The organism is Simplicispira hankyongi, from assembly GCF_003570885.1.
Classification (GTDB): Bacteria; Pseudomonadota; Gammaproteobacteria; order Burkholderiales; family Burkholderiaceae_C; genus Simplicispira; species Simplicispira hankyongi.
This window is the reverse complement of sequence record NZ_QXJC01000004.1, coordinates 1-20,511: the sequence shown is the minus strand read 5'-3', so window position 1 is coordinate 20,511 and position 20,511 is coordinate 1. Positions and strand designations below refer to the sequence as shown.

The 20,511-nt window shown below is 62.6% G+C and carries 20 protein-coding genes and 1 pseudogene; 11 read left to right on the top strand and 10 right to left on the bottom strand.

The window, feature by feature from the left end; genetic code table 11:
• Window positions 1-157 precede the first annotated feature (157 nt).
• Both D3F03_RS11325 and D3F03_RS11320 read left to right on the top strand, forming a co-directional pair.
• The gene (locus D3F03_RS11325; RefSeq protein WP_119109539.1) at window positions 158-994 is read left to right on the top strand and encodes a Crp/Fnr family transcriptional regulator; all 837 of its coding nucleotides are present in this window, start codon (window positions 158-160) and stop codon (window positions 992-994) included.
• Window positions 995-1,156: 162 nt separating this feature from the next.
• Window positions 1,157-2,077 (top strand): murein L,D-transpeptidase, encoded by a 921-nt coding sequence (locus D3F03_RS11320; protein WP_147414720.1) that lies wholly within the window; start codon window positions 1,157-1,159, stop codon window positions 2,075-2,077.
• 130 nt (window positions 2,078-2,207) lie between these two features.
• Here D3F03_RS11320 and D3F03_RS11315 read toward each other — a convergent pair whose 3' ends face one another.
• The 3 genes from D3F03_RS11315 to D3F03_RS11305 are packed head-to-tail and all read right to left on the bottom strand — an operon-like array spanning window position 2,208 to window position 4,254.
• Complete coding sequence (locus tag D3F03_RS11315; RefSeq protein ID WP_119109537.1) at window positions 2,208-2,807, bottom strand: histidine phosphatase family protein; 600 nt, start codon at window positions 2,805-2,807, stop codon at window positions 2,208-2,210.
• The gene (locus D3F03_RS11310) at window positions 2,804-3,838 is read right to left on the bottom strand and encodes a class I fructose-bisphosphate aldolase (protein ID WP_119109536.1); all 1,035 of its coding nucleotides are present in this window, start codon (window positions 3,836-3,838) and stop codon (window positions 2,804-2,806) included. Before D3F03_RS11310 ends, D3F03_RS11315 begins: the two co-directional genes overlap by 4 nt.
• The gene (locus D3F03_RS11305; protein ID WP_119109535.1) at window positions 3,835-4,254 is read right to left on the bottom strand and encodes a phosphoketolase family protein; all 420 of its coding nucleotides are present in this window, start codon (window positions 4,252-4,254) and stop codon (window positions 3,835-3,837) included. Before D3F03_RS11305 ends, D3F03_RS11310 begins: the two co-directional genes overlap by 4 nt.
• 78 nt (window positions 4,255-4,332) lie before the next feature.
• Here D3F03_RS11305 and D3F03_RS11300 point away from each other — a divergent pair, with 78 nt between their 5' ends.
• A complete protein-coding gene (locus D3F03_RS11300) occupies window positions 4,333-5,199 on the top strand; it encodes an ADP-polyphosphate phosphotransferase (protein ID WP_119109534.1) in 867 nt (288 codons plus the stop codon).
• A gap of 50 nt (window positions 5,200-5,249) precedes the next feature.
• On the opposite strand, the gene D3F03_RS11295 is transcribed toward D3F03_RS11300, so the two are convergent.
• On the bottom strand, window positions 5,250-6,266 hold the full coding sequence (locus D3F03_RS11295; RefSeq protein ID WP_425453122.1) for a heavy metal translocating P-type ATPase: 1,017 nt from the start codon (window positions 6,264-6,266) through the stop codon (window positions 5,250-5,252).
• Here D3F03_RS11295 and D3F03_RS11290 point away from each other — a divergent pair.
• A pseudogene (locus D3F03_RS11290) lies at window positions 6,255-7,055 on the top strand (HRDC domain-containing protein); the annotation flags it as partial. The gene D3F03_RS11295 and the pseudogene D3F03_RS11290 sit on opposite strands and share 12 nt — an antisense overlap.
• Before the next feature lie 126 nt (window positions 7,056-7,181).
• On the opposite strand, the gene D3F03_RS11285 reads toward D3F03_RS11290, so the two are convergent.
• The 3 genes from D3F03_RS11285 to D3F03_RS11275 all read right to left on the bottom strand — a co-directional run bounded on the left by D3F03_RS11285 (window position 7,182) and on the right by D3F03_RS11275 (window position 9,211).
• Window positions 7,182-7,946: a TerC family protein gene (locus tag D3F03_RS11285; protein WP_119109533.1), complete on the bottom strand. Its 765-nt coding sequence runs from the start codon at window positions 7,944-7,946 to the stop codon at window positions 7,182-7,184.
• A 105-nt stretch (window positions 7,947-8,051) separates the two neighbouring features.
• Complete coding sequence (locus D3F03_RS11280) at window positions 8,052-8,741, bottom strand: Bax inhibitor-1 family protein (RefSeq protein ID WP_119109532.1); 690 nt, start codon at window positions 8,739-8,741, stop codon at window positions 8,052-8,054.
• A gap of 47 nt (window positions 8,742-8,788) precedes the next feature.
• Window positions 8,789-9,211 carry an ABC transporter substrate-binding protein gene (locus D3F03_RS11275; RefSeq protein WP_119109531.1) on the bottom strand — a complete coding sequence of 141 codons (423 nt, stop codon included), beginning with the start codon at window positions 9,209-9,211 and terminating at the stop codon, window positions 8,789-8,791.
• A 120-nt stretch (window positions 9,212-9,331) separates the two neighbouring features.
• On the opposite strand from D3F03_RS11275, the gene D3F03_RS11270 reads away from it, so the two are divergent.
• The gene (locus D3F03_RS11270) at window positions 9,332-10,213 is read left to right on the top strand and encodes a LysR family transcriptional regulator (RefSeq protein WP_119109530.1); all 882 of its coding nucleotides are present in this window, start codon (window positions 9,332-9,334) and stop codon (window positions 10,211-10,213) included.
• Window positions 10,214-10,221: 8 nt separating this feature from the next.
• On the opposite strand, the gene D3F03_RS11265 is transcribed toward D3F03_RS11270, so the two are convergent.
• Window positions 10,222-10,632, bottom strand: a complete 411-nt coding sequence (locus tag D3F03_RS11265) for a hemerythrin domain-containing protein (protein ID WP_119109529.1) — start codon at window positions 10,630-10,632, stop codon at window positions 10,222-10,224.
• 188 nt (window positions 10,633-10,820) lie between these two features.
• Between D3F03_RS11265 and norR the strand changes: the two genes are divergently transcribed.
• The 6 genes from norR (at window position 10,821) to D3F03_RS11235 (ending at window position 17,227) form a co-directional block, all read left to right on the top strand.
• The gene (gene norR, locus D3F03_RS11260; RefSeq protein ID WP_119109528.1) at window positions 10,821-12,395 is read left to right on the top strand and encodes a nitric oxide reductase transcriptional regulator NorR; all 1,575 of its coding nucleotides are present in this window, start codon (window positions 10,821-10,823) and stop codon (window positions 12,393-12,395) included.
• Window positions 12,396-12,485: 90 nt separating this feature from the next.
• Window positions 12,486-13,769 carry an AAA family ATPase gene (locus D3F03_RS11255; RefSeq protein ID WP_119109527.1) on the top strand — a complete coding sequence of 428 codons (1,284 nt, stop codon included), beginning with the start codon at window positions 12,486-12,488 and terminating at the stop codon, window positions 13,767-13,769.
• Window positions 13,770-13,946: 177 nt separating this feature from the next.
• On the top strand, window positions 13,947-14,492 hold the full coding sequence (locus tag D3F03_RS11250; RefSeq protein WP_119109526.1) for a hypothetical protein: 546 nt from the start codon (window positions 13,947-13,949) through the stop codon (window positions 14,490-14,492).
• 8 nt (window positions 14,493-14,500) lie between these two features.
• Window positions 14,501-15,181 carry an RNA ligase family protein gene (locus D3F03_RS11245; protein WP_119109525.1) on the top strand — a complete coding sequence of 227 codons (681 nt, stop codon included), beginning with the start codon at window positions 14,501-14,503 and terminating at the stop codon, window positions 15,179-15,181.
• Between the two features lie 193 nt (window positions 15,182-15,374).
• Entirely contained in the window at window positions 15,375-16,289 is a 915-nt protein-coding gene (locus tag D3F03_RS17165) for a retron St85 family effector protein (protein WP_147414719.1), read from the top strand.
• The gene (locus D3F03_RS11235) at window positions 16,286-17,227 is read left to right on the top strand and encodes a retron St85 family RNA-directed DNA polymerase (RefSeq protein WP_119109523.1); all 942 of its coding nucleotides are present in this window, start codon (window positions 16,286-16,288) and stop codon (window positions 17,225-17,227) included. The genes D3F03_RS17165 and D3F03_RS11235 overlap by 4 nt, the downstream gene beginning before the upstream one ends.
• 302 nt (window positions 17,228-17,529) lie before the next feature.
• Here the strand turns inward: D3F03_RS11235 and ipdC are convergent, their stop codons facing one another.
• Window positions 17,530-19,167, bottom strand: a complete 1,638-nt coding sequence (ipdC, locus tag D3F03_RS11230) for an indolepyruvate/phenylpyruvate decarboxylase (RefSeq protein WP_119109522.1) — start codon at window positions 19,165-19,167, stop codon at window positions 17,530-17,532.
• 422 nt (window positions 19,168-19,589) lie between these two features.
• Complete coding sequence (locus tag D3F03_RS11225) at window positions 19,590-20,408, bottom strand: AAA family ATPase (protein ID WP_158606159.1); 819 nt, start codon at window positions 20,406-20,408, stop codon at window positions 19,590-19,592.
• Window positions 20,409-20,511 lie beyond the last annotated feature (103 nt).

Sequence of the window (20,511 nt, the reverse complement as noted above, 5' to 3'; positions counted from 1 at the left end):
CCCATCAGATTTTTCTGATATTTCATCGGACAAGTGCCCAGTCCAAAACCGGATTTTCTGAGTGCATTCGAATCCTCAGTCCGATTGTGTGATGGTGGCATGGGCCACAAACTGAAAATTCTAGATATTTCACGTTCTCATCAGGAGGAAATCCCCGATGAACAGCAGCATTTCAGGGCCGATCGCCCACATTCACCTGCCGCGCAGCGGCGCATCGGCCGCTCTGCCCGTTGCGACCATGGCGGACCTGTTGCAGATGTGCGGTGTGCCGTTTGCCCAACAAGGCGCAGCCGAAAACGTTCAGGTGAACCTGCGCACGCTCCATGCGGGTGCGAGTCTGGTACACCAAGGCGCACTGGCCGACGCTCTCTTTTTCGTGCGTTCGGGGACTTTCAAGGTGTTCCGGACCGATGAGGATGGGTACGAACAGGTTCTCGCGTTCGCCATCCGAGGCGAGTTATTGGGGTTTGACGCGCTCTGCATGGAATCCCACCCCATTGCCATCCTCGCGCTGGACGAGTCGACCGTTTTTGTTGTCCCCCGGCGAGAGATCGAGGGGCTCTGCAAAACCGTCCCGCCGTTCGCCTTCGCGCTACAGCAGGCCGGCAGCCTGACGCTCACGCGCAGCCGTGAGCTTGTGGACATCCTGGCGGCGGTGGCGTCCGATGTGCGCCTGGCCCGCTTCCTGATCCAGCTCTCCAAGCGACTGGCGGATTGCGGCCAGTCGCCACTGCGGTTTCACTTGCGCATGGGCCGCCGCGAGATTGCCAGCCTCCTGGGCGTGGCGCACGAAACGGTGAGCCGTTGTTTTGGTGCGCTCTCGGCGATGGGGCTGTTGTACGTGGACGATCGCGAAGTCGAAATTCTCGATATGGGCGGGCTCAAGGCCTTCTCGCGCAGTACGCGCCGGCCGGTGGACGATTCGGCCCTGCTGCGCAACCGGAGCCTCATTCCCAGACGGACCAGAGGGAGCCTGCGTCCATTGGCGGCCTGATCTCTCAAGCCTGAAGAATGGTATCGGGCCCGCCACCCTTCGGGGATGGCGGGTATTCTTGTTCCAAACTCCCGCAGCAGCATCCAAATCCTCCGCAGATTTGGGAACAATGGCGTCTGTCCAGCCGGAATACGTCTACACCACACCAAGCGGGAGGTACGCATGAAAGCTGTGCCCATCGGTTCCTTCACTGCGTGCCATGGGGGCAGGCAGTCCCGCGCGGGTACGGCGCGGCGGGCTGCCCTGCGTGTCGGGTGGTCATGCATCCTGGCGCTGAGTTGTTGCCAAGCGGCCGCTGACAGCGGGCCTGATGGCCAGGCGGCCGGGGCCACCGGTGCTGGCCAAGCCATCCCGCTGGCCAATGAGTTTTCCATTTCGGTGCAGCCCCAGCTCTATCCCACGCGTGCGGACGAGGCAAGGTACGCGGACGCGCTTGAACAGGCTTTTGATGCTGGCCATCGCTGGCTGGACGTTCCGCAGTTCACCTTGCTCGTTGACCGAAACCCCCATGTGCAGGCCATGCTGATCTTCTGGGGTGGCGCGGGATACCCGTGGCGTTTGCTGGGGGCATCGCCCGTATCCACAGGTCTGCCCGGCCGGTTTGAACACTTCGCCACCCCGCTGGGCCTGTTCGAGCACGACCCCGTCCACCTCGACTTTCGTGCCGAAGGCACCCGCAATGCGCAAGGCATACGTGGATATGGCGCCAAGGGTTCCCGGGTTTTTGATTTTGGCTGGGTGCGCGCGCCCAAAGGGTGGGGGAATCGAGCGATCAGTACCCTGCGCCTGCAAATGCACGCCACCGATCCGGATTTTCTGGAGCCCCGCCTGGGTACCGCCCAATCCAAGGGATGCATACGGATATCCGCCTCGCTGAACAGGTTCATCGACCTCTACGGGCTCATTGATCAGGCGTATGAACAGGCTGCCGCGCTCCAGCACCGCTTGTTCTGGGTTCTGCGCGAGGACAGGGTCACGGGCCCATGGTCGGGGCGCTACCTGGTTGTCATCGATTCCCAAGCAACCGAACGACCTGCCTGGTCACCGGCCCCCGCTGTAACGCTGCCCAGGACCCCACACTGAAGAGGTGCGAGCGTTGGCCCAATACCAGCTTGCAATTCATCCATCTGGCATTCTTCGCCCTACTACCCAAAGGACTTTGAACACGTTCCGAGGGGGTTGCAAGTTGGAGCGTCAGTGGGGGGTGCAGATGCTAGACCGGTGGTGGGTCCGATGACAGGGTGGGGTGTTCATTCCACAATTCGATGGTGTGCCGATCCCGGTGATGGGGGTCGATGCCCAGCCCGCTTACCGAGGCTGTGTGCAGCGCAAAGTGCTGGCCTTCGACCAGGGCCAGCCCGATACAGCGCACGGCAAGCGCGGCGCCGAACTGGCCATGCGAGAAAAGTGCCACCGTGCCTTGCACCGTGCCAAGGCGCGAGATGAGTCTGTCGGCCCGCGCGCTGACATCCAAGGGCGATTCGCCACCGGGGCAGCCATCTCGCCAGATGTTCCATTCCGGGTTCTCCTGGCGGATGTCTGCAGAGGTCCGGCCTTCGTAGCGGCCGTAGTCCCATTCAGACAAGTCGGGCTCAATCTCGCTGGCTGCCCCGAAGCCGGTGAGCGCACAGGTCTGGCGCGCGCGCAGGCGCGGGCTGGACAAGACGCGCGTGAAAGCCAGGGCCCGCAGGCGTGGCGCCAGGGCGCGCGATTCATCTTCGCCATGGGCAGTCAGCCCCAGGTCGGTCAAACCGGTGTGCTGGCCGGTGAGCGTCCAGGCGGTTTCACCGTGGCGGACCAGACAGATGTTCATGCCGGAAATGCTTCGGTCTCCATGGCAGGGCGCCAGGCGCCCCGCGCGGCCGCGCCATTGCAGCGTGCGCGGTGCAACAACGCGCTTTGTGCAGCGACGCGGTTTGAATCGCTGCCGGCCCACAGGCCGAGCGCCGGCTGCTGCAGCGCCCGCCCGAACGAGAAGGTGAGTGGCCAGGGCAAGCTGGCTTGCTGGTGCATGGCATTCAAGCGCGCCGTTGCCAGCGCGGCCGGTTGGCCACCGGACAGGAACGCGATGCCGGCAACGGCGGCCGGCACGGCGCGCCGCAGGCAATTCAGCGTGGCTTCGGCGACTTCGTCCACCGAAGCTGGCAGCTCGCAGGCCAACCCGGGCAGCACCATGTTCGGCTTGAGCACCATTCCCTCCAGCGCCACCTCCTGGCGGTGGAGCTGCTCGAAAACCTGGTGCAGCACCTCGGTTGTCACGTCGCTGCACCGCGCCAGCGAGTGCCCGCCGTCCATCAGCACCTCGGGCTCGACGATGGGCACGAGTTGCGCTTCCTGGCAGAGGGCGGCATAGCGCGCCAGAGCGTGTGCGTTGACCAGCATGCAGGCCCGACTGGGCAAACCGTCTCCAATGGTCAGCACCGCGCGCCACTTGGCGAACCGCGCGCCCAGCGATGCATAGCGCGCGAGGCGCTCGCGCAGTCCGTCCAGACCTTCGGTCACATGCTCTGCGGCATGGCCTGCCAAGGCCTTCGCACCGGCGTCCACCTTGATGCCGACCACGATGCCGGCGGCGCGCAAAACATCGACGAACGGCACACCGTCGCCGGTCTTCTGCTGCAAGGTCGCATCGAACAGGATGGCACCACTGATGGCTTCGGACAGGCCGGGCGCGGTGACCAGCAGCTCGCGATAGCGGCGACGGGATTCCTCCGTCTGCGCGATGCCCACTTCGGACAGGCGCCGGTTGCAGGTGCTTACGCTCTCGTCCATCGCGAGCAGGCCCTTGCCCGGTGCCATCAGGGCCTGCGCCGTCGCGATCAATGGAGCCTGTGGAAACGTCATGATTTGCCTCCCTTCCAGCGCCAGTTGCGCACTTCCGGCAGATCCTGGCCATGCTCGCGGATGTACCGGTGGTGTTCCACGAGCTTGGCCGCCAGTCGGGCCTTCAAGGCGGCGCCCGCAGCGCCAGTGTGCGGCAAGCGATCGACGGTGTCCATGACGAGGTGGAAGCGGTCCAGGTCGTTCAACACCGTCATGTCGAAGGGGGTGGTGATCGTGCCTTCTTCCTTGTCGCCACGCACGTGGAGGTTGTGGTGGTTGGTGCGCCGGTAAGCCAGGCGATGGATCAGCCAGGGGTAGCCGTAAAACGCGAAAACGACCGGCTTGCCCTGCGTGAACAGCGCGTGAGTGTCGCCCCATGCCCAGCCTGCCCGGCGCTGGCAGCGGAGCAGCGCCAAATGGGTTGGTGCGATGATCAATCTCTCGCTGGCCCCGGTGGCTGACTGGGGCCTGCAAGGTCCTCCCGTTCAGGTGGCGGCGACAAACGAGGAAACCGTATGAACATCGATGTCAAAGCATTCAAGGTGCGGGAGGCCGACGAGGTCGATCTCAGCCTTTGGGCCACGAAGGTCAAACCGCTGTGCAAGTCGAAGAAGGCGTACCGCAAACTGCTGCAGGACCAGGTCGATCAGCTGAGCGACCAGCAGCGCCTGCTCTACGCCTCGAACCGCCACGCCCTGTTGGTGATCTTCCAGGCGATGGACACCGCCGGTAAGGACGGCGCCATCCGCCACGTGATGTCGGGCGTCAACCCCCAAGGCTGCCAGGTGTTCAGCTTCCAGCACCCGAGCGCGCAGGAACTGCAGCACGATTTCCTCTGGCGCACCACGCGCGACCTGCCCGAGCGCGGGCGCATCGGCATTTTCAACCGCTCGTACTACGAAGAGGTGCTGATCGTGCGCGTACACAGCAGCATCCTGCACAGCGAGGGCCTGCCCGATGCGGCTGCCGGCGAATCCGTATGGCATGGCCGCTACCGCTCGATCGTCGACCTGGAAAGGCATTTGCATGCCAACGGCACGCGCATCGTCAAGGTGTTCCTGCACCTGTCGAAGGAAGAGCAGCGCAAGCGCCTGCTGGCGCGCATCGACGAGCCCGACAAGAACTGGAAGTTCAGCCAGGCCGACATCGCCGAGCGCGAGTTCTGGGACGCCTACATGCAAGCCTATGGCCAGGCCCTGAGCGCCACCAGCACGGCCGATTCGCCCTGGTTCATCGTGCCGGCCGACGACAAGGACAACGCGCGGCTGATCGTGTCGCAGATCGTGCTCAATGCAATGGAAAGCCTGAAGCTGCGCTACCCGGTGGTCAGCGCAGCGCGCAAGCGCGAGTTGCAGGCCATTCGCAGGCAACTGGCAAAGTGAGCGGGGCTCCCCCCCCCTCCCGCCGGCCATGGCGGACATGGGCCGACTTGTCACTTCTTCAGTCGTAGCAGCCGTGCGTTGACGGCCACGATCACCGTGCTCGCCGCCATCAGTGCCGCGCCCAGGGCCGGCGACAGCACCACGCCCCAGGCGTAGAACGCGCCGGCTGCCAGCGGAATGGCAACGACGTTGTAGCCCGTGGCCCAGAAGAGGTTCTGGATCATCTTGCGATAGGTGGCGCGGGACAACTCGACGATGGCCACGACATCCTGTGGGTTGCTGCGCACCAGAACGATGTCGGCGGTTTCCACCGCCACGTCGGACCCAGCACCGATGGCAATGCCGACATCAGCCTGCGCCAGGGCCGGCGCGTCGTTCACGCCGTCGCCGGTCATGGCGACCAACACGCCGCGCGCCTGGACCTCCTTGACCTTGGCGGCCTTGTCCTGCGGCAGCACTTCGGCGAAGTATTCGTCCAGCCCGACCTGGTCCGACACCCACTTGGCCGTCGCCTGGTTGTCGCCGGTGAGCATCATGCAGCGGATGTTCAGTGCCTTCAGCGCTTCGATGGCCTGCTTGGCCTCAGGGCGCACGCTGTCGGCCAAGGCGATGGCGCCCTTCAACTGTCCGTTGATAAGGATAAACACGACCGTCTTGCCTTGCGCCTGCAGGGGTTCGATGCGCTTGTCCGCGTGATCAATGTGCTGCTCGCGCAAGTAGCCCGGGCTGACGACCTTGACCTCCCGGCCATCAACCTTACCCTCGGCGCCCTTGCCGGGGATGCTCTTGAAGTTCAGGACGGCCAGCTTCGCGTCCGATGACGCGGCGATGGCTGTGGCGATGGGGTGTTCGGAATTGGCATCCACCGAGGCCGCGTACTTGCGCAGCGTCTCTTCGTCAATGTCCTGGGGCAGCAGCAAAGTGTCGGTGACGCCAAAGCGCCCCTCTGTGAGCGTGTCGGTTTTGTCGAAGATGACGGCCTGCAGCTTGCGCGTACCTTCGAACGCCCCACGATTGCGGATCAGCAGGCCGTGGCTCGCGGCCAGGGCCGTGGAGACGGCTACCACCGGGGGCACGGTCAGCCCGCCGACGTCTGGATGGCCTACGGTCTGAACGACGTCGTCAACCAGCGCCGCATGATCGACGAGAGCCCGGCCGGCGCCGAATTCAAGGCCGCGCTGCGCGGCAAGCTCGACGCCCTGCTGGCCCTAGCCGAAGCCACCGACTGCCGCCGCGTGCGGCTGCTGGCGTACTTTGATGAAGCGTCTGAACCTTGTGGCAACTGCGACAACTGCTTGAACCCACCCGCGGTGTGGGATGCGACGGACGCGGCCCGCAAGCTGCTCTCCACCATTTACCGGGTGCAGCAGGCCAGCCACATTGGCTTCGGCGCTGTCCATTTGATGGACGTGCTGCGCCAACTCGTCGCCACCGGCGCGGTGGGCCTGGAGAAGGTGCATCTCGACAACGGCCACAGCTTTGAAACCCTGGCGCTCACCGACGCCTCGCGCGCGGTGCTGCGCGGCGAAGTCCCGGTGCGCCTGCGCGAAGCCGTGGCCGCTGCCCCCGGCGAGCGCAAACGCCGCCGCAGCCCCGCCGGCACCTTGCCCCCGGCCGCCGCCGCGCTGGACCAGGCCGCGCAAGTGCGCTTCATCAACCTCAAAGCCTGGCGCGCCGAAGTGGCCCGCGAATACGGCCTGCCCGCCTATGTGATATTCCACAACGCCACCCTGGTCGCCATTGCCGAGCGCTGCCCGGCAACGCTCGCAGACCTGGAGGGGATTGGCGGCATGGGGGCGAAGATGCTGGAGGCGTATGGAGGGGATGTGTTGCGGGTGTGTGGAAGTGCTTCGTGAGCATTCCGCGCGCTCATCGCATCGGCATGGGTTGGAATTCGGGTATGGAGCGTATGCCGCATAAGGACTGCCCGCGTCATGGGAGAGGCCATCAGGCTAGGGTCGAGACCCATACGGGTTTGGGCCTCAAGCCCCTCCTCCGGCCTCCTGTGCCTTCAGCATTCGCCGTGCGCGAGCCCGGATATTGAGGGCTTCCACCGCGAGTGAAAACGCCATCGCCGCGTAGATGTAGCCCTTGGGCACTTCCTGGTCAAAAGCTTCGGCGGTGAGCGCCATACCCACCATCACCAGGAACGCCAGCGCCAATACTTTGACCGACGCATGGCGGTCGACGAAATCGCCAATGGGCTTTGCCGCCACCAGCATCACTCCCACCGAGACGATGACAGCGGCGACCATGACGCCTATGGTGTCGACCATGCCGACGGCGGTGATTACGGAGTCCAGCGAGAACACGATATCGATGACCGCAATCTGGCCGATCACCGCCCAGAACAATCGACTTCCTGAGTCCTTCATGGCTGCGGCATCTGACGGCGGCGGCGCCTTCTCGTCCTTCGCCTCGACCTCTACAAAGATTTCATGGGAAGCCTTGTAGAGCAGGAACAGGCCGCCAAACAGCAAGACCAGATCCCGACCGCTGATGCCCATGCCGGCGACTTGGAACAGGTCTGCCGTCAGACCCATGATCCAGCTCAGCGCGAACAGCAAGGCCAGTCGCGACACCATCGCAAAGCCTAGCCCGATGCGACGCGCCTTGTCGCGTACCTCCGGCGGCAGGCGCCCGACCAAGATGGAAATGAAAATGATGTTGTCGATGCCCAGGACGATTTCCAGGGCGGTCAGCATCGCAAAGGCGATCCAGACATTGGGGTCGAGAAGAATTTCCATGGGGATGGGCCGCAGCGCGGCGCGATAAGCGACAAACGATGACCGGCGACAGCGGCCACTCAGGGGCCGGGTCTACGCAACCCGGCCCGCCTCCATGTCTAAGACTTATTCCTCCCGCCCGCCAATGCCCAGCAGCATCAGCAGCGCCTGGAACACGTTGAACAGGCTCAGGTACACGCCCAGCGTCGCCGTGATGTAGTTGGTCTCGTGGCCATCGCGCACGCGCTTCAAGTCGTACAAGATGAAGGCCGTGAAAACGCCCACCATCAACACCGCGAGCGTGATCATCAGTGTGCTCGACTGCAGGAAGAAGTTGGCAATACCAGCCACCAAAATCATCAAGGCGCCCACAAACAGCCACTTGCCCATGGCGGATAGGTCGCGCTTGATGACCGACGACAGACTCGCCATGCCCAGGAAGATGGCGCCTGTACCGGCAAACGCCGTCATGACCAGCTCAGCGCCATTGGCACGGCCCAACACGCTGCCCACCAGGCGCGAAAGCATCAGGCCCATGAAGAAGGTGAATGCCAACAGCACCAACACGCCGGCCGCAGAGTCTTTGGTCTTCTCGATGGCAAACATGAAGCCGAAAGCTCCGCCCAGGAACAGCATCAAACCAATGCCGGGCGACAAAGCACCGGCAAAGCCGGTGGCAATGCCGACCCAGGCGCCAAGCACCGTCGGCACCATGGACAGTGCCAGAAGCCAGTAGGTGTTGCGCAGAACTTGATTGCGCTCGGCGCTCAGGGCCGCGCCCGTCTGCTGGCCAAAGATTTGAATGTTTTCGTTCATAAAGTCACCTCTGAAAGATGGAATGGAGCAAGCCCATGGGCTCTTGCTTACTTGGCTGCCGCGCGGGCGGCCTGTGCCTTGGCTTTCGCTTCATCGGCCTTGAGTTGCAGGGCCTGTGCTTCCTTTTCAGCTGCTGCTGCCTCGGCTTCCTTGTCCTTCGACATGCCGCCGGCCATCGCATTGCCGGCCATGGAGCCCACCACGCCGCCTACTGCTGCAGCACCTAGCGTGGCGCCCAGACCAGGACGGGCTGCTGCGGGCGCAGCGGCCGCTGGCGCTGCAGCAGTGGGCGCCGTCGGCGCCCTCGGCGCAGCAACGGGCGCCAGTGCGGGCGCTCTTTTGAAGCTGGACGGCGCAGGCTTGTAGCCGCCCATGCGCTTGGCGTGGGCCAACGATGGCGCCGCGAGCGAGGCGATGGTCAGCGCAATCACGGCTGCTGCCGTGGAGCGAATGGAGGCGTGTGTGCGCATAAAGATCTCCTGATATGTGAAAAGCGAACGGCCCATTGCGTTCGAACGCCGTAAGGTAAGGCGAGTGGCGCATCGAGAAAAGCGGACAATCTATGAACCTAACTTCCTTAAAAACTGACAATGAGTTTGGCCTTCAACCACCGCCATCTGTATTACTTTTGGGTCGTCGCGAAAGAAGGCAGCATGTCGCGCGCGGCCGAGCGGCTGGACATGGCGGTGCAAACCGTGAGCACGCAGGTGCGCGAACTCGAACGCGACCTCGGCTGCCAGCTGCTCAAACCGGCTGGGCGCGGGCTGGCGCTGACCGAGGCCGGACAAGTGGCCTTGCAGCAGGCTGAACAAATCTTTCAGTTGTCCCAGGCATTGCCCGAGGTCGTGCTGGCCACCGCCCAAACCCCAGCGGTGCGCTTGGCGGTGGGCATTGCCGACGGCTTGCCCAAACTGGCGGTGCGGCGTCTGCTGCAGCCGGTGCTGGATGTACCCAACCTGCGCCTGGTGTGCGACGACGGGGAAATGGCCGACTTGCTCGCCGACCTCGTGCTGCACAAGCTCGACGTGGTGCTGACCGACCACCCCGCACCCTCCAACACCCAGCTGAAAGTGCACAGCCACTCACTGGGCAGCTCGGATATCGGCTGGTACGGCTCTGCCAACTGGTGGCAAGTGGCGCATAAGCGCTTTCCGGCATCGCTTCAGCAGGTGCCGCTGCTCTTGCCCACTACGCATTCCGTTGTACGTGGCCAGCTAGACCGGTGGCTGAGCCAGCACGGCTTGCGCCCACGGGTGGTGGGCGAGATTGAGGACAGTGCCTTGCTGGAGACGTTCGGCAGCACAGACCTCGGCGTCTTTCCTGCCGCGCTGGCGGCGGAGGAGGAACTGCTGCAACGCAGCCACGTGCAGCTCATTGGCGCGTGCGAGGGGGTGCAGCAGCACTACTACGCCATCAGCACGGAACGCAAAGTGATGCATCCCTTGGTGCAGCAGATGCTGGTGCGGATGTAACCGGCCTATTACAGCGCTTCGATGCGCGGATAAAAGTCGTGGTTTTCGCGCTGCATGCGCTCGTGCACCATGCGCAGCACATGGTTGGCGTCGTTACGGAAGCCCTGTTCGTCGCGCAGCACGTTTTCCGGGATGTTCCAGCGCCGCGCGAACGCTTCGTAAGCGCTGGCGATGGCGCCCATTTCCTGCTGGTACTGCTGGCCCATGCGGGCCAGCTCAGCGTCGCCGCCGCGCTGCAAGGCCGGGTACAAGGCACGGTCTTCCACCGCCAGATGCAGCTTGATGGTGGAACTCATGGCGACGATGCGCTTGGCGATTTCGCTGGCATTGTGGGTGATGCCGGCCTGCGCAAGGCTGCGCAGCGTCGCAATGCTGCCCAGGATGTCGACGTGCTGGTGTTTGAATTTGTCGATGTTCATAGCAATGGCTCCAAGGGTAAGAAAGGCTTTGGGGCGTGTGCCGCGTGGTGTTGCGGTGTATGGGCCCCGATGCCCTGGTGGTTTGCACAGAACGGGCCAGCTTTGGCGCGACGATGAATCAAGGGTTTACGCTAATTAGCGGTCATAATTACCCTGTTTCAAATGGTAAAAATTACCTATGTAAGGTCATGAATACCCTTCCGTACAGCCACTGGTTGGCCGATCTGACCGCCGAACTTCCCGCCCAGTTGCGCCTGCAGCGTTTGATTGGAGGCCTGCGCGCGCATTTCCGCTGTGGTGCTGTCGCGCTGCTGCGCCTGGAGGAGGACCACCTGCGCCCGGTGGTGGTCGATGGCTTGGTCAGCGAGTCGCTCGGCCGGCGCTTTGCCGTGCAGCAGCATCCCCGCCTTGCGGCCCTGCTGGCGCGGGGCGTGGTGACGTGCTTCGACCACGACAGCACGTTGCCAGACCCCTACGACGGCCTGCTCGACTCCATGGTGGGCGAGCCCCTGCCGGTGCACGACTGCATGGGCGTGACCTTGCGGGTGGACGGCCGTCCCTGGGGGGTGCTGACGCTCGACACCTTGCAGACCGGCACCTTTGACGCTGCGTCCCGCGCGGCGTTGGCGCAGTGTGCGGTGCTGGTGGAGGCCGCCATTCGCATCACCCGGCTTGAGCAAGAGAACCAGGCCCTGAGCCGCTCCGCCAACCCCCACAACGGCAACCTGCACGACGAGCCGGCGCTGCGCGCCGCGTTGGACGAAAGCGAAATCCTGGGCCACAGCACAGCCCTGACGCAATTGCTGCACGAGGTCAAGCTGGTCGCCACCTCTGACTTGCCGGTGCTGCTGCTGGGCGAGACCGGCGTCGGCAAGGAGCTGTTTGCCCGCCTGCTGCACCGCCATTCGCCGCGCTGCCAGAGGCCGCTGGTGCATGTCAACTGCGCCGCCCTGCCTGAATCGCTGGCGGAGAGCGAGCTGTTCGGCCACCGGCGAGGCGCCTTCTCCGGCGCGGTGGCGGACCGGCCTGGCCGCTTCGAGGCCGCCGAGGGCGGCACGCTGTTTCTCGACGAAGTGGGCGAGCTGCCCCTCCCCGTGCAGGCCAAGCTGCTGCGCGCACTGCAGAACGGCGAGATCCAGCGTCTGGGCGCCGACGCGCCACGCCGCGTGAACGTGCGCGTGGTGGCGGCCACCAACCGCCATTTGCGCGACCTGGTGGCTGCCGGGAGCTTTCGCGCCGACCTGTACCACCGCCTCTCGGTGTACCCCGTGCCTATTCCGCCGCTGCGCGAGCGGGGAGACGATGTGCTGCTGCTGGCAGGGCGCTTTCTGGAGCAGAACCGCGCCCGTCTGGGGCTGCGCAGCCTGCGCTTGTCCAGTGCCGCCCAGGCGGCGCTGTGCAGCTACCACTGGCCGGGCAACGTTCGCGAGCTGGAGCATGTCATCAGCCGCGCTGCCCTCAAGGCGCTCAGCAGGGGTGCGCGCCGCAGCGACATTGTGACCCTGGAGCCCGATGTGCTCGACCTTGATGCGTTGCAGAGCCCGGCTGAGCCCACTGCCCTTGCGCCAACCGAAGCGGCAACCGTGCCTCGCCCTGCCATTGCTGCCGGCACACTGCGCGATGCCCTCGAATCCTGTCAGCGCCAGTGCGTGCAGGATGCGCTGGCGCACCACCAAGGCAACTGGGCGCGCGCGGCCCGCCAGCTCGGATTGGACGCCAGCAACCTGCACAAGCTGGCGCGGCGCCTGGGGCTCAAGGAGTGAGCTATGGATTTGAGAGCTGCTAGCGCTTGTTGGATAAGCGCTAGAGCCCATTTTTCTCTGAATTTCGGCACACCCTAAGATGCTTTTGCCATGATCAAGCTCCTCCACCTGCAAAACCTCAAAGCCTGGCGCGACAGTGGGCCCGTGCGGCTGGCGCCGGTGAGCATGCTGCTGGGCACCAACTCTTCGGGCAAATCGACGCTGTTGCAAAGCCTGCTGCTGCTCAAGCAAACGGCGGCCGCGCCCGACCGCACCGTGCACCTGAACCTGGGGGGCGACGAGGCCAATGATTTCTTCCACTTTGGTGGTTTCGATGCCGTGCTCTCGCACGGCGTCGCGGCGCCGCGCCAGTTCTCGATCACGCTGGAATTCGAGCGCCCCGAAGGCGAGCGCGTGCGCCACGCGCGCTTTGCCTGCAGCTATGGGCAGACGGCCAGCGGCGCCGTGGTGGTGCAGGAGCTGAGCCTGTCCACCGTGGCGCGGCGCTTTCGCGTGGTGCGGCGCGAGCGCGGCGCGTACGCGGTGTGGGTGGACGGCGAAGCCCAGCCGCGCGGCAAGGGGCCGCAGTACGCGCCCGAGCGCTCCATTGCCTTTTCTGCTGAGGCGCTGGCGCTGCTGGGGGCTGACGGCGCGCACTTGCAAGACCTGAGCCTGGCGCTGCGCCGCGAGCTCGAAGCCATCGTGTACCTCGGCCCGCTGCGCCGCCAGCCCGCGCGCGACCAGGTCTGGAGCAAGTCGGCCCCGGGCGCACTGGGCAGCGACGGCAACCAGGTGCTTGAGGCGCTGCTGGCCAATGCGCTGCTCAAGTCCGACACCCAGGGCGCCACGCTGGCCAGCGTCTCGCATTGGCTGCAGCGCATGGGCATGGCCGACCAGATGGGCGTGCGGCAGGTGGGGCGCTCCAGCCGCTACGAAGTGGTGGTGCACAAGGACGGCGTCGTCGCCAACCTGCGCGACGTGGGCGTCGGCGTCGCCCAGGTGCTGCCGGTGCTGGCCATGGCCTTCTGGGCGCCCGCCGGCAGCACCGCGCTGGTGGAGGAGCCCGAAATCCACCTGCACCCTCTTGCCCAGGCCGTGCTCGCTGAAATGTTCTCGCAGGTCAGCCAGCAGCGGCAGGTGCAGTTCATTGTCGAGACGCATTCCGAGCACCTGTTTCGCCGCATGCAGACGCTGATCGCGCAGCGCAAGACCAGCCCCCAGCAATGCCAGATGCTGTTTGTCGAGCGGCGCGGCGCCGACGCCGTGCTGGTGCCGCTGGAGGTGGACGCGTTCGGCACCGTGCGCAACTGGCCGCCGCGTTTTTTTGGCGACGCCATGGGCGAGGCCCGCGAACAGGCCCGGGCACGTGCCCAGCGGATGCGCGAAGAGAAATGACAACCCCCTGTGGCGCTTCGCGCCTTCCCCCTTCTCTTGCAGCGCTACGCGCTGCGGAAGGGGGACGCCACCAGCGCCCGGACTTTCAGGTACTGGCGGCCCTTGCGCGGTGGCCCCTGGCCGGGCCACGCCCATTGCAGGCGCCGCAGACATCTTGCAACGCAAGGAACCATTGAGATGCAGGCCCGCCTGGTGGACACCAATGTGCTCATCGTCGCCAGCGCGGCTGACACGGGCTCGCCCTTTCACCCCGACGCCACACCCGTGGAGGAAGCCGCCCTGCGCCAGCAGGTGTTCGACTGGCTAGCAGCCTTTGAAGCCGACCCCACGCGCCACGCCGTGCTCGACGTGGACTGGCATGTCTGCGGCGAATACCAACACAAGCTCACCGAACAGGACTACGGCTGGCTGGCGATGGTGCACAAGATGGACCGCGGCGAAGTGGTGTGGGTCGATGTGCTGCTCGACAAGGATGGCAACGCCGTGCTGCCGCCCGAACTGGCCGAGGCGGTGACCGACCTGGCCGACCGCAAGATGGTGGCCGCCGCGCTGGCCGCGCTGGACGCCGGCTACGCCACCCAGATCACCAACGCCGCCGATACCGACTGGATCGACTGCCAGCAGGCCCTGCGCAGCGTCGGGCTGGAGGTGGAAAACCTGCTGCCCGACTGGCTGCGGGCGCGCTGGCGCCAGAAACATCCGCCCATGCGGCGCGCAAAATAAAGGCACCTATGTCCGAAGATTTCTTCCGCTTCCCCCACACCCCCCACATCGCCTGGCTGGCCACGGGCGAACCGCGCGACGACAAGGTGCTCTCCCCCGCCGAGGCCGAGGACATCCTTTCCGGCCCCGTGGTGCTGGAGGAAAAGCTCGACGGCGCCAACCTGGGCTTCTCGGTCTCGCCCGACGGCGTGCTGCGCGCGCAAAACCGCGGCCAGTACCTGCCCCAGCCCTTCCACGGCCAATTTGCCCGCCTGGGCCCCTGGCTGGCCGCGCACGAAGACAAGCTCTTCGACGCCCTGGGCACCCACCTGGTTGCGTTTGGCGAATGGTGCGCCGCGCGCCACTCGCTCGACTACGCCACCCTGCCCGACTGGTGGATGCTGTTCGACGTGTACGACCGCCAGGAACAGCGCTTCTGGAGCACCCCGCGCCGCAACGCCTGGGCGGCGCAGATGGGCTTCAACACCGTGCCCTGCCTGTACGCGGGCGAGGTCACGCTGGACCAGTTGCGCGACTGGGTGCACGCCCACGACAGCCAGTTCCGCCAGGGTCACCTCGAAGGCATCGTGGTGCGCCGCGAAAACGCCGACTGGCTGGAGAACCGCGCGAAATTGGTGCGCGCGGATTTCACGCAGACCATCGAAGAGCACTGGCGCAGCCGGGCGCTGGAGTGGAACCGGGTGGTGTGAAGGGACTTAAGGATTGTCAGAAATTGAATACATGTCCATAATCGTAAATGCCTAGCGATTGTTCAGCTTCGGCTGAACCGGGTTGCGGGTAGCAACCCGCCTTGCATTTTTACCCATCTGGCGATGGAGTCCGCTTCGGATACCCGCCAGTCGGCGGGTATCCGAAGCGGACTCCATCGACGCTCAAGTAGGCATGTTGATACGCGCACTGAAACATAGCAATAGCGCGATCGGCGCACGGGTAAGGAATTTCGGGCTGGCCATTAAGGCCAGCCCGCCTCTTTTGGCGCGAACTAATCAGCTCTTGTTCCTATGTGGCGCCAATCGAAGCACTGGCCTACCATCAGCCCGGCGAGAGGCAGTCAAAAAATTTATTGAGGGGTTGTCACCTGACTTCAGGGTGATATATGCTGAAGGCGTATTCGGCGAATTATCAAAAATCGAACACTCGAGAAATGTACTAGATCTTGAGCATGAAATTTCTGATATAGCAGACAAAATTTTGATTGTTCTCGAAAGTCCGAGTGCCTTCTGCGAACTTGGTGCTTTCTCGCATCAAAGTTTTCGTAAGAAGCTGGTCATCGTCAACGATTTGGAATTTAAGGCCCAATCTTCCTTCATCAATACTGGGCCGATTGCTGCTGCCGAGGAAGTGAAAGCACCAGTACTTTGGTACCCTATGAAGACTGATGGAATTCATACCGTCGACGGCATCGGTGCGATTTTCAATGATCTTAAAAAATCCATTACGGTGACCTCGTCATCTCGTGGCATTCGTATTTCTGGCGATATTTCATTGCTTGCCGCCAATAAATCAAGTCTCTATTTTGTTCACGATCTAGTTCTTTTTGCGGGCCCATTAAGCCACGAAGAACTTGTCGAATTTTTAATAATTGCCTTCGGAAGAAAGAGCTACGATATCCTGAAGCGCCTGCTCGGCGTATTGCGTGCGGCAGAGTTAATTCGCAGTTTTGATGCGTCAGGTACTTGGGTCTATGAATCAGTAATTGGCAGTCCATTTCTGCGTTACGAAGCGAATATCAATTCTTTGATGGCCTCAATTCGAATATTTCATTTGCAAACACAGTCATCAAGGTTCGAACGATGACCAATTTCCCGGTGCTGATTGCTGATCAGATGAAAGTCCCGGTGGTCCTTGTCGAGGATGCGTTAAAGCTTGCATTTATCCGATATCGGAAAATTCGTGTTCCAAAGCGCTCAGGTGGCTACCGTACGATTATTCAGCCTGCTGCTGAGTTAAAGTTAGTGCAAGCATGGTTAAATGAAAAAATATTTAAACATTTGCCATTAAGCAGCGTTGCAACAGCGTTTCGGCCAGGCGCTTCGATTACAAATAATGCTGCCATACATCGAAACTCACTCTATTCAGTTAGGGTGGATATTAAGGATTTTTTTCCTTCAATCCGTAGTGTAGATCTAATTCGAATCGTTCGTTCTAATCGATCGGCACTGCCGCCCTTTGTCATGGAAACAGGTTTTACGAACTTGGTTCGTCAAGCATGTTTTGACCGCGAGGGCAGGTTGCCTATTGGCTACCCAACATCCCCGTCAATCGCAAACGCGGTTATGCATCAAACTGACAAAATGTTGATAAATGAAATCACTTCAGATGTTAGTATTTTCGGAAATACGCAATTAACGCGCTATGCGGACGATTTTGTTTTTTCGACTGACAAGTCAGGTGCATGCCATGAGTTTGTTCGTAAACTTGAGAGGCTGCTTTCCACATTGGAGAGTCCTCGTTTAAAATTAAATACGAGCAAGACAAAATTCATGAGTCGGCGTGGTGGCTCAACACTCGTAACCGGGTTACGCATTAATCAAGAGGGACTCGTACGTGTTCACGCAAACTACAGAGACCACGTGCGCCTGCTTCTAAAACATTTCGCTGCTGGATCGCTCCAAAGCGATGATGTCATACGGCTCGTAGGTCATTTGGCTTTCGTTGAGCATGCTGACCCACGACTCTTCACTCGACTCTCATTCCGGTATTTCGAGGAAATTGCGCGACTCCGAGGTAAGTAAGCCACCGTGCTTTCCCAGCCATGTCCCAGTAAAAAATTGACTAAACGCTTGTTTTATTGAGACTGGTAGCTATCTGCCCCATGTCGGCCGATCATATGACTTGTGTAGCTTGTTGATCCTGACCGAGCATTACGGACACCTCACAGATTTGATTCTGGAGCTGATAGATGCCGGGACGGATCAGGTCATTCTTCAATCGCTCAAGGCCGCCAAGGTGAATTTGGGTGCTGCAGTCTGCCGCTGTTTGTTGCGTCAGCTCCTTTTCTGCACCCACCGAGAGCGAAGGGTCCGAGAGTGCTCTGTCACGCCACCGCGGCCCGCGCCCGCAGCGCGCGAATGCCTTCCGAAAAGCGCTGCAGCGTGGGCGTGCTGTCGCCCGGCGGCACCATGAACTCGACGAGCTGAAAGCGCCCGCGTTCGGCAAAGGCGGCGTCCAGGGCCGTTTTGAACTCTTTTCGCGTGGTCACGCGGTGGCCGCGCCCGCCCAGCACGTTGGCCATGTCGGCAAAGCGCCAGTCGCCCAGCGCCGCGCACTGCGATTCGGTCTGGAAGGCGCGGATCATTTCCCAGCTCTGGTTGTTGAGCACGATGACGATGGGGTCCAGCCCCAGGCGCGGGCAGTTGCCCAGCTCCCAGCCCGTCATCTGGAAAGCGCCGTCGCCCACCAGAACCAGGCTGCGCTCGCCCGTCGCCACCTGCGCGCCAATGCCGGCGGGCACGCCAAAGCCCATGGTGGCGTAGTAGCCGGGGGCCACCAGGGGCGTGGGCAGCAGCTCCATGGCAGCAAACAGGCAGTCGCCCATGTCCGAGACGATGTTCATCGGCCCGTGCGCCAGGATGCGGTCGTTCAGCGCCCGGCTCAGATCGCCCGCGCACAGCGGCGTGTCGTCGGCCACCAGGCCGCGCGGGTATTCGGGCTGGGGCGGCAGGGTGCGCCGCGCACCGCTGGCGGGCGGAATGCGTTCGAGCAGCGCCTCGACCAGCGCGGCCAGCGGAATGTCGTGGTACATGTGGTGGCCCACGCGCACCTCGCGGTGCGCGGCAATCAGCGCGCGGCGGAAGTCCATGCGCTGGGCGCTCACGCCAAAGTTGCTGTCGGACAGAATGGCGCCCAGCATCACGGGCAGGTCCGAGTCGTCGAGCAGCGCCGTGGTTTCGGGCGCCCCCGCCACACCCAGGTAGGTGCCGTGCAGATCAACGCCGTCTTCGGCCAGCAGGCCCCGGCCCATGAAGGTGGTGAGCACGGGCAACTGCAGGCGGCGCGCCAGCTCGGCCACGCGCGCCTCGACGCCAAAGCGGCGCACTTCCACATCGACCACCATCACCGGGTTCTTCGCGGCGTGGATGCGCGCCAGCCATTCGTCGGCAGCCTCGGCCACAGCCTCGGCGTTGAAGCTGCGCGGCGGCAGCACGGGCACCTCGCGCATGGGTTGCAGCGTCATGTCGCGCGGGATTTCGATCAGCACGGGCTGCGAGTATTCGCGGCAGTTGCGCAGCACGCGGGCAATGTCTTCGGGGGCGGTGTCGGCGTTGGACAGGCGCACCTGGTCGCAGGTGATCTCGCTGAAGATGCGCAGCTGCGAGTCGATGCTGCGCACCTGGTGGTGCAGCACCAGGCCCGAATGCGCCTCGACCTCGCCGGGGCAGCCCGCCAGGATGACCAGTGGCGAGCATTCGGCATAGGCGCTGGCCACGGCGTTCACCACGTTGAGGGCCCCTGCGCCATACGTCACGGCCATCACGCCCAGGCCGCAGTGCATGCGCGCCGCCGCGTCGGCGGCAAAGCCCAGCGCGGGCTCGTGGCTCAGGGTGTGCAGCGGCAGGATGCGGCTTTCTTCGATCTGCTTGAACAGCGGCAGGATGAAGTCGCCGGGAATGCCAAAAATTTCCTGCGCGCCGTGGTTCTTGAGGGCGCGCAGCAGCGCGAGGCCGAGGGTCATGGGGTGTCTCCGGGGGGTCTGCAAAGCCCGGATGATCGGGGCGGCAAGGGGGTGGCGGCACTGATCTGGATCAAACACGGAACGCAAACCAATGGCTGAAATGCACAATTATTTGTGTCTTTAAGGCAATTTATGCGCAGTTTGTTTGCGTAATTTTCCAGAATTACGCACTTATAGTGCACAACAGAAAAATGCCATCCTTGCCTGGTGGTCGGCAGATCCTGCCGCTGCGCGTGCGAATGCCTTGGATCTGGTGCCGAACGTTCGAACGGATTGGGGCTGCTGCGTGGGACGAAGGTCGAAGTCGACCTTGAAGTGCCGCTCAGGCTGTGCAGCGATTGCAGCCCTCTCTATCTGCAATTGAACTCCCTGCCCTATAGCTGTCGTGCAACGTGAAGTAGAGACGGCTGGTCGACGTTCACTTATGTTGGGACGCCGATGCTCGCCATAAGAGATTCGTATTGATCTGGATCCGCTGCCTTGATCTTCTCCAAGACATGCGCCGCAATCTTCTGAATCTCAGGAATGTCTATCGGTGACATGCCGCGATCTAAGCTTTCTTCCAAGTGTGACAGTTCATTGCTCAGGCGCGTCGCAATCTTCCCCGCCATCTCGTCTCCCGCGAAAAATCTCATGACGCGCTCGGTAGCGGTGTCTCGTCCCGTTCCATGTGGGTACTTGAAATACAGGTAGGCCTCGAAAAACTTCCGCAGGTTGTTTCCGAAACTGAAGAAGTGATCGTGATTGTCGCCTTGCTGCACCTGGATCGAGCACCGGTAAATCTGATGAAAGAGATAGTTGAACTCCGTCACATACTTCTTCAGGTAATCCGGCATAAGCGAAAGGCGGCTGGGCGAATCACCGTGTCGCTCCACAATGAAGTGCTGCACCTGCTTGCCCGGCCCCGAAAGGCGTTTGAGATACTTCAGGAAGTCAAGGTTGTGCGTTGACACAAAGAGCTGCTTGTATCTGTAAGCCTCGGTTCCATCGGCCTTTCTGACGGGCGCGCATAACAGCTGCTCGATGACGCTGTAGACGAAGAACACATGATTGCTGTCCAAGCTGGAGATCGGATCGTCGATGTATACGATGAGTTCCTTCCCGCTGTTGTCCAAGGAGTCGAGCTTGGCCATGAAGTAGCAGAAAGCAATCAGACTGCCTTCGCCCTCGCTCAGATTGAAAGCGGGCTGATTGCCTCGCATGATCTGGAATCTGACACCCGCACTTGCCACGTCATCCACTGCCTCTAGCCTCTCAAGAAACACCAGATAACTGATTGATTTTCATGGTGTTTTCAAGCGGTGTTGTCGGAGGGCACGAGCTGCATGCCCATGGCTTTGGCCT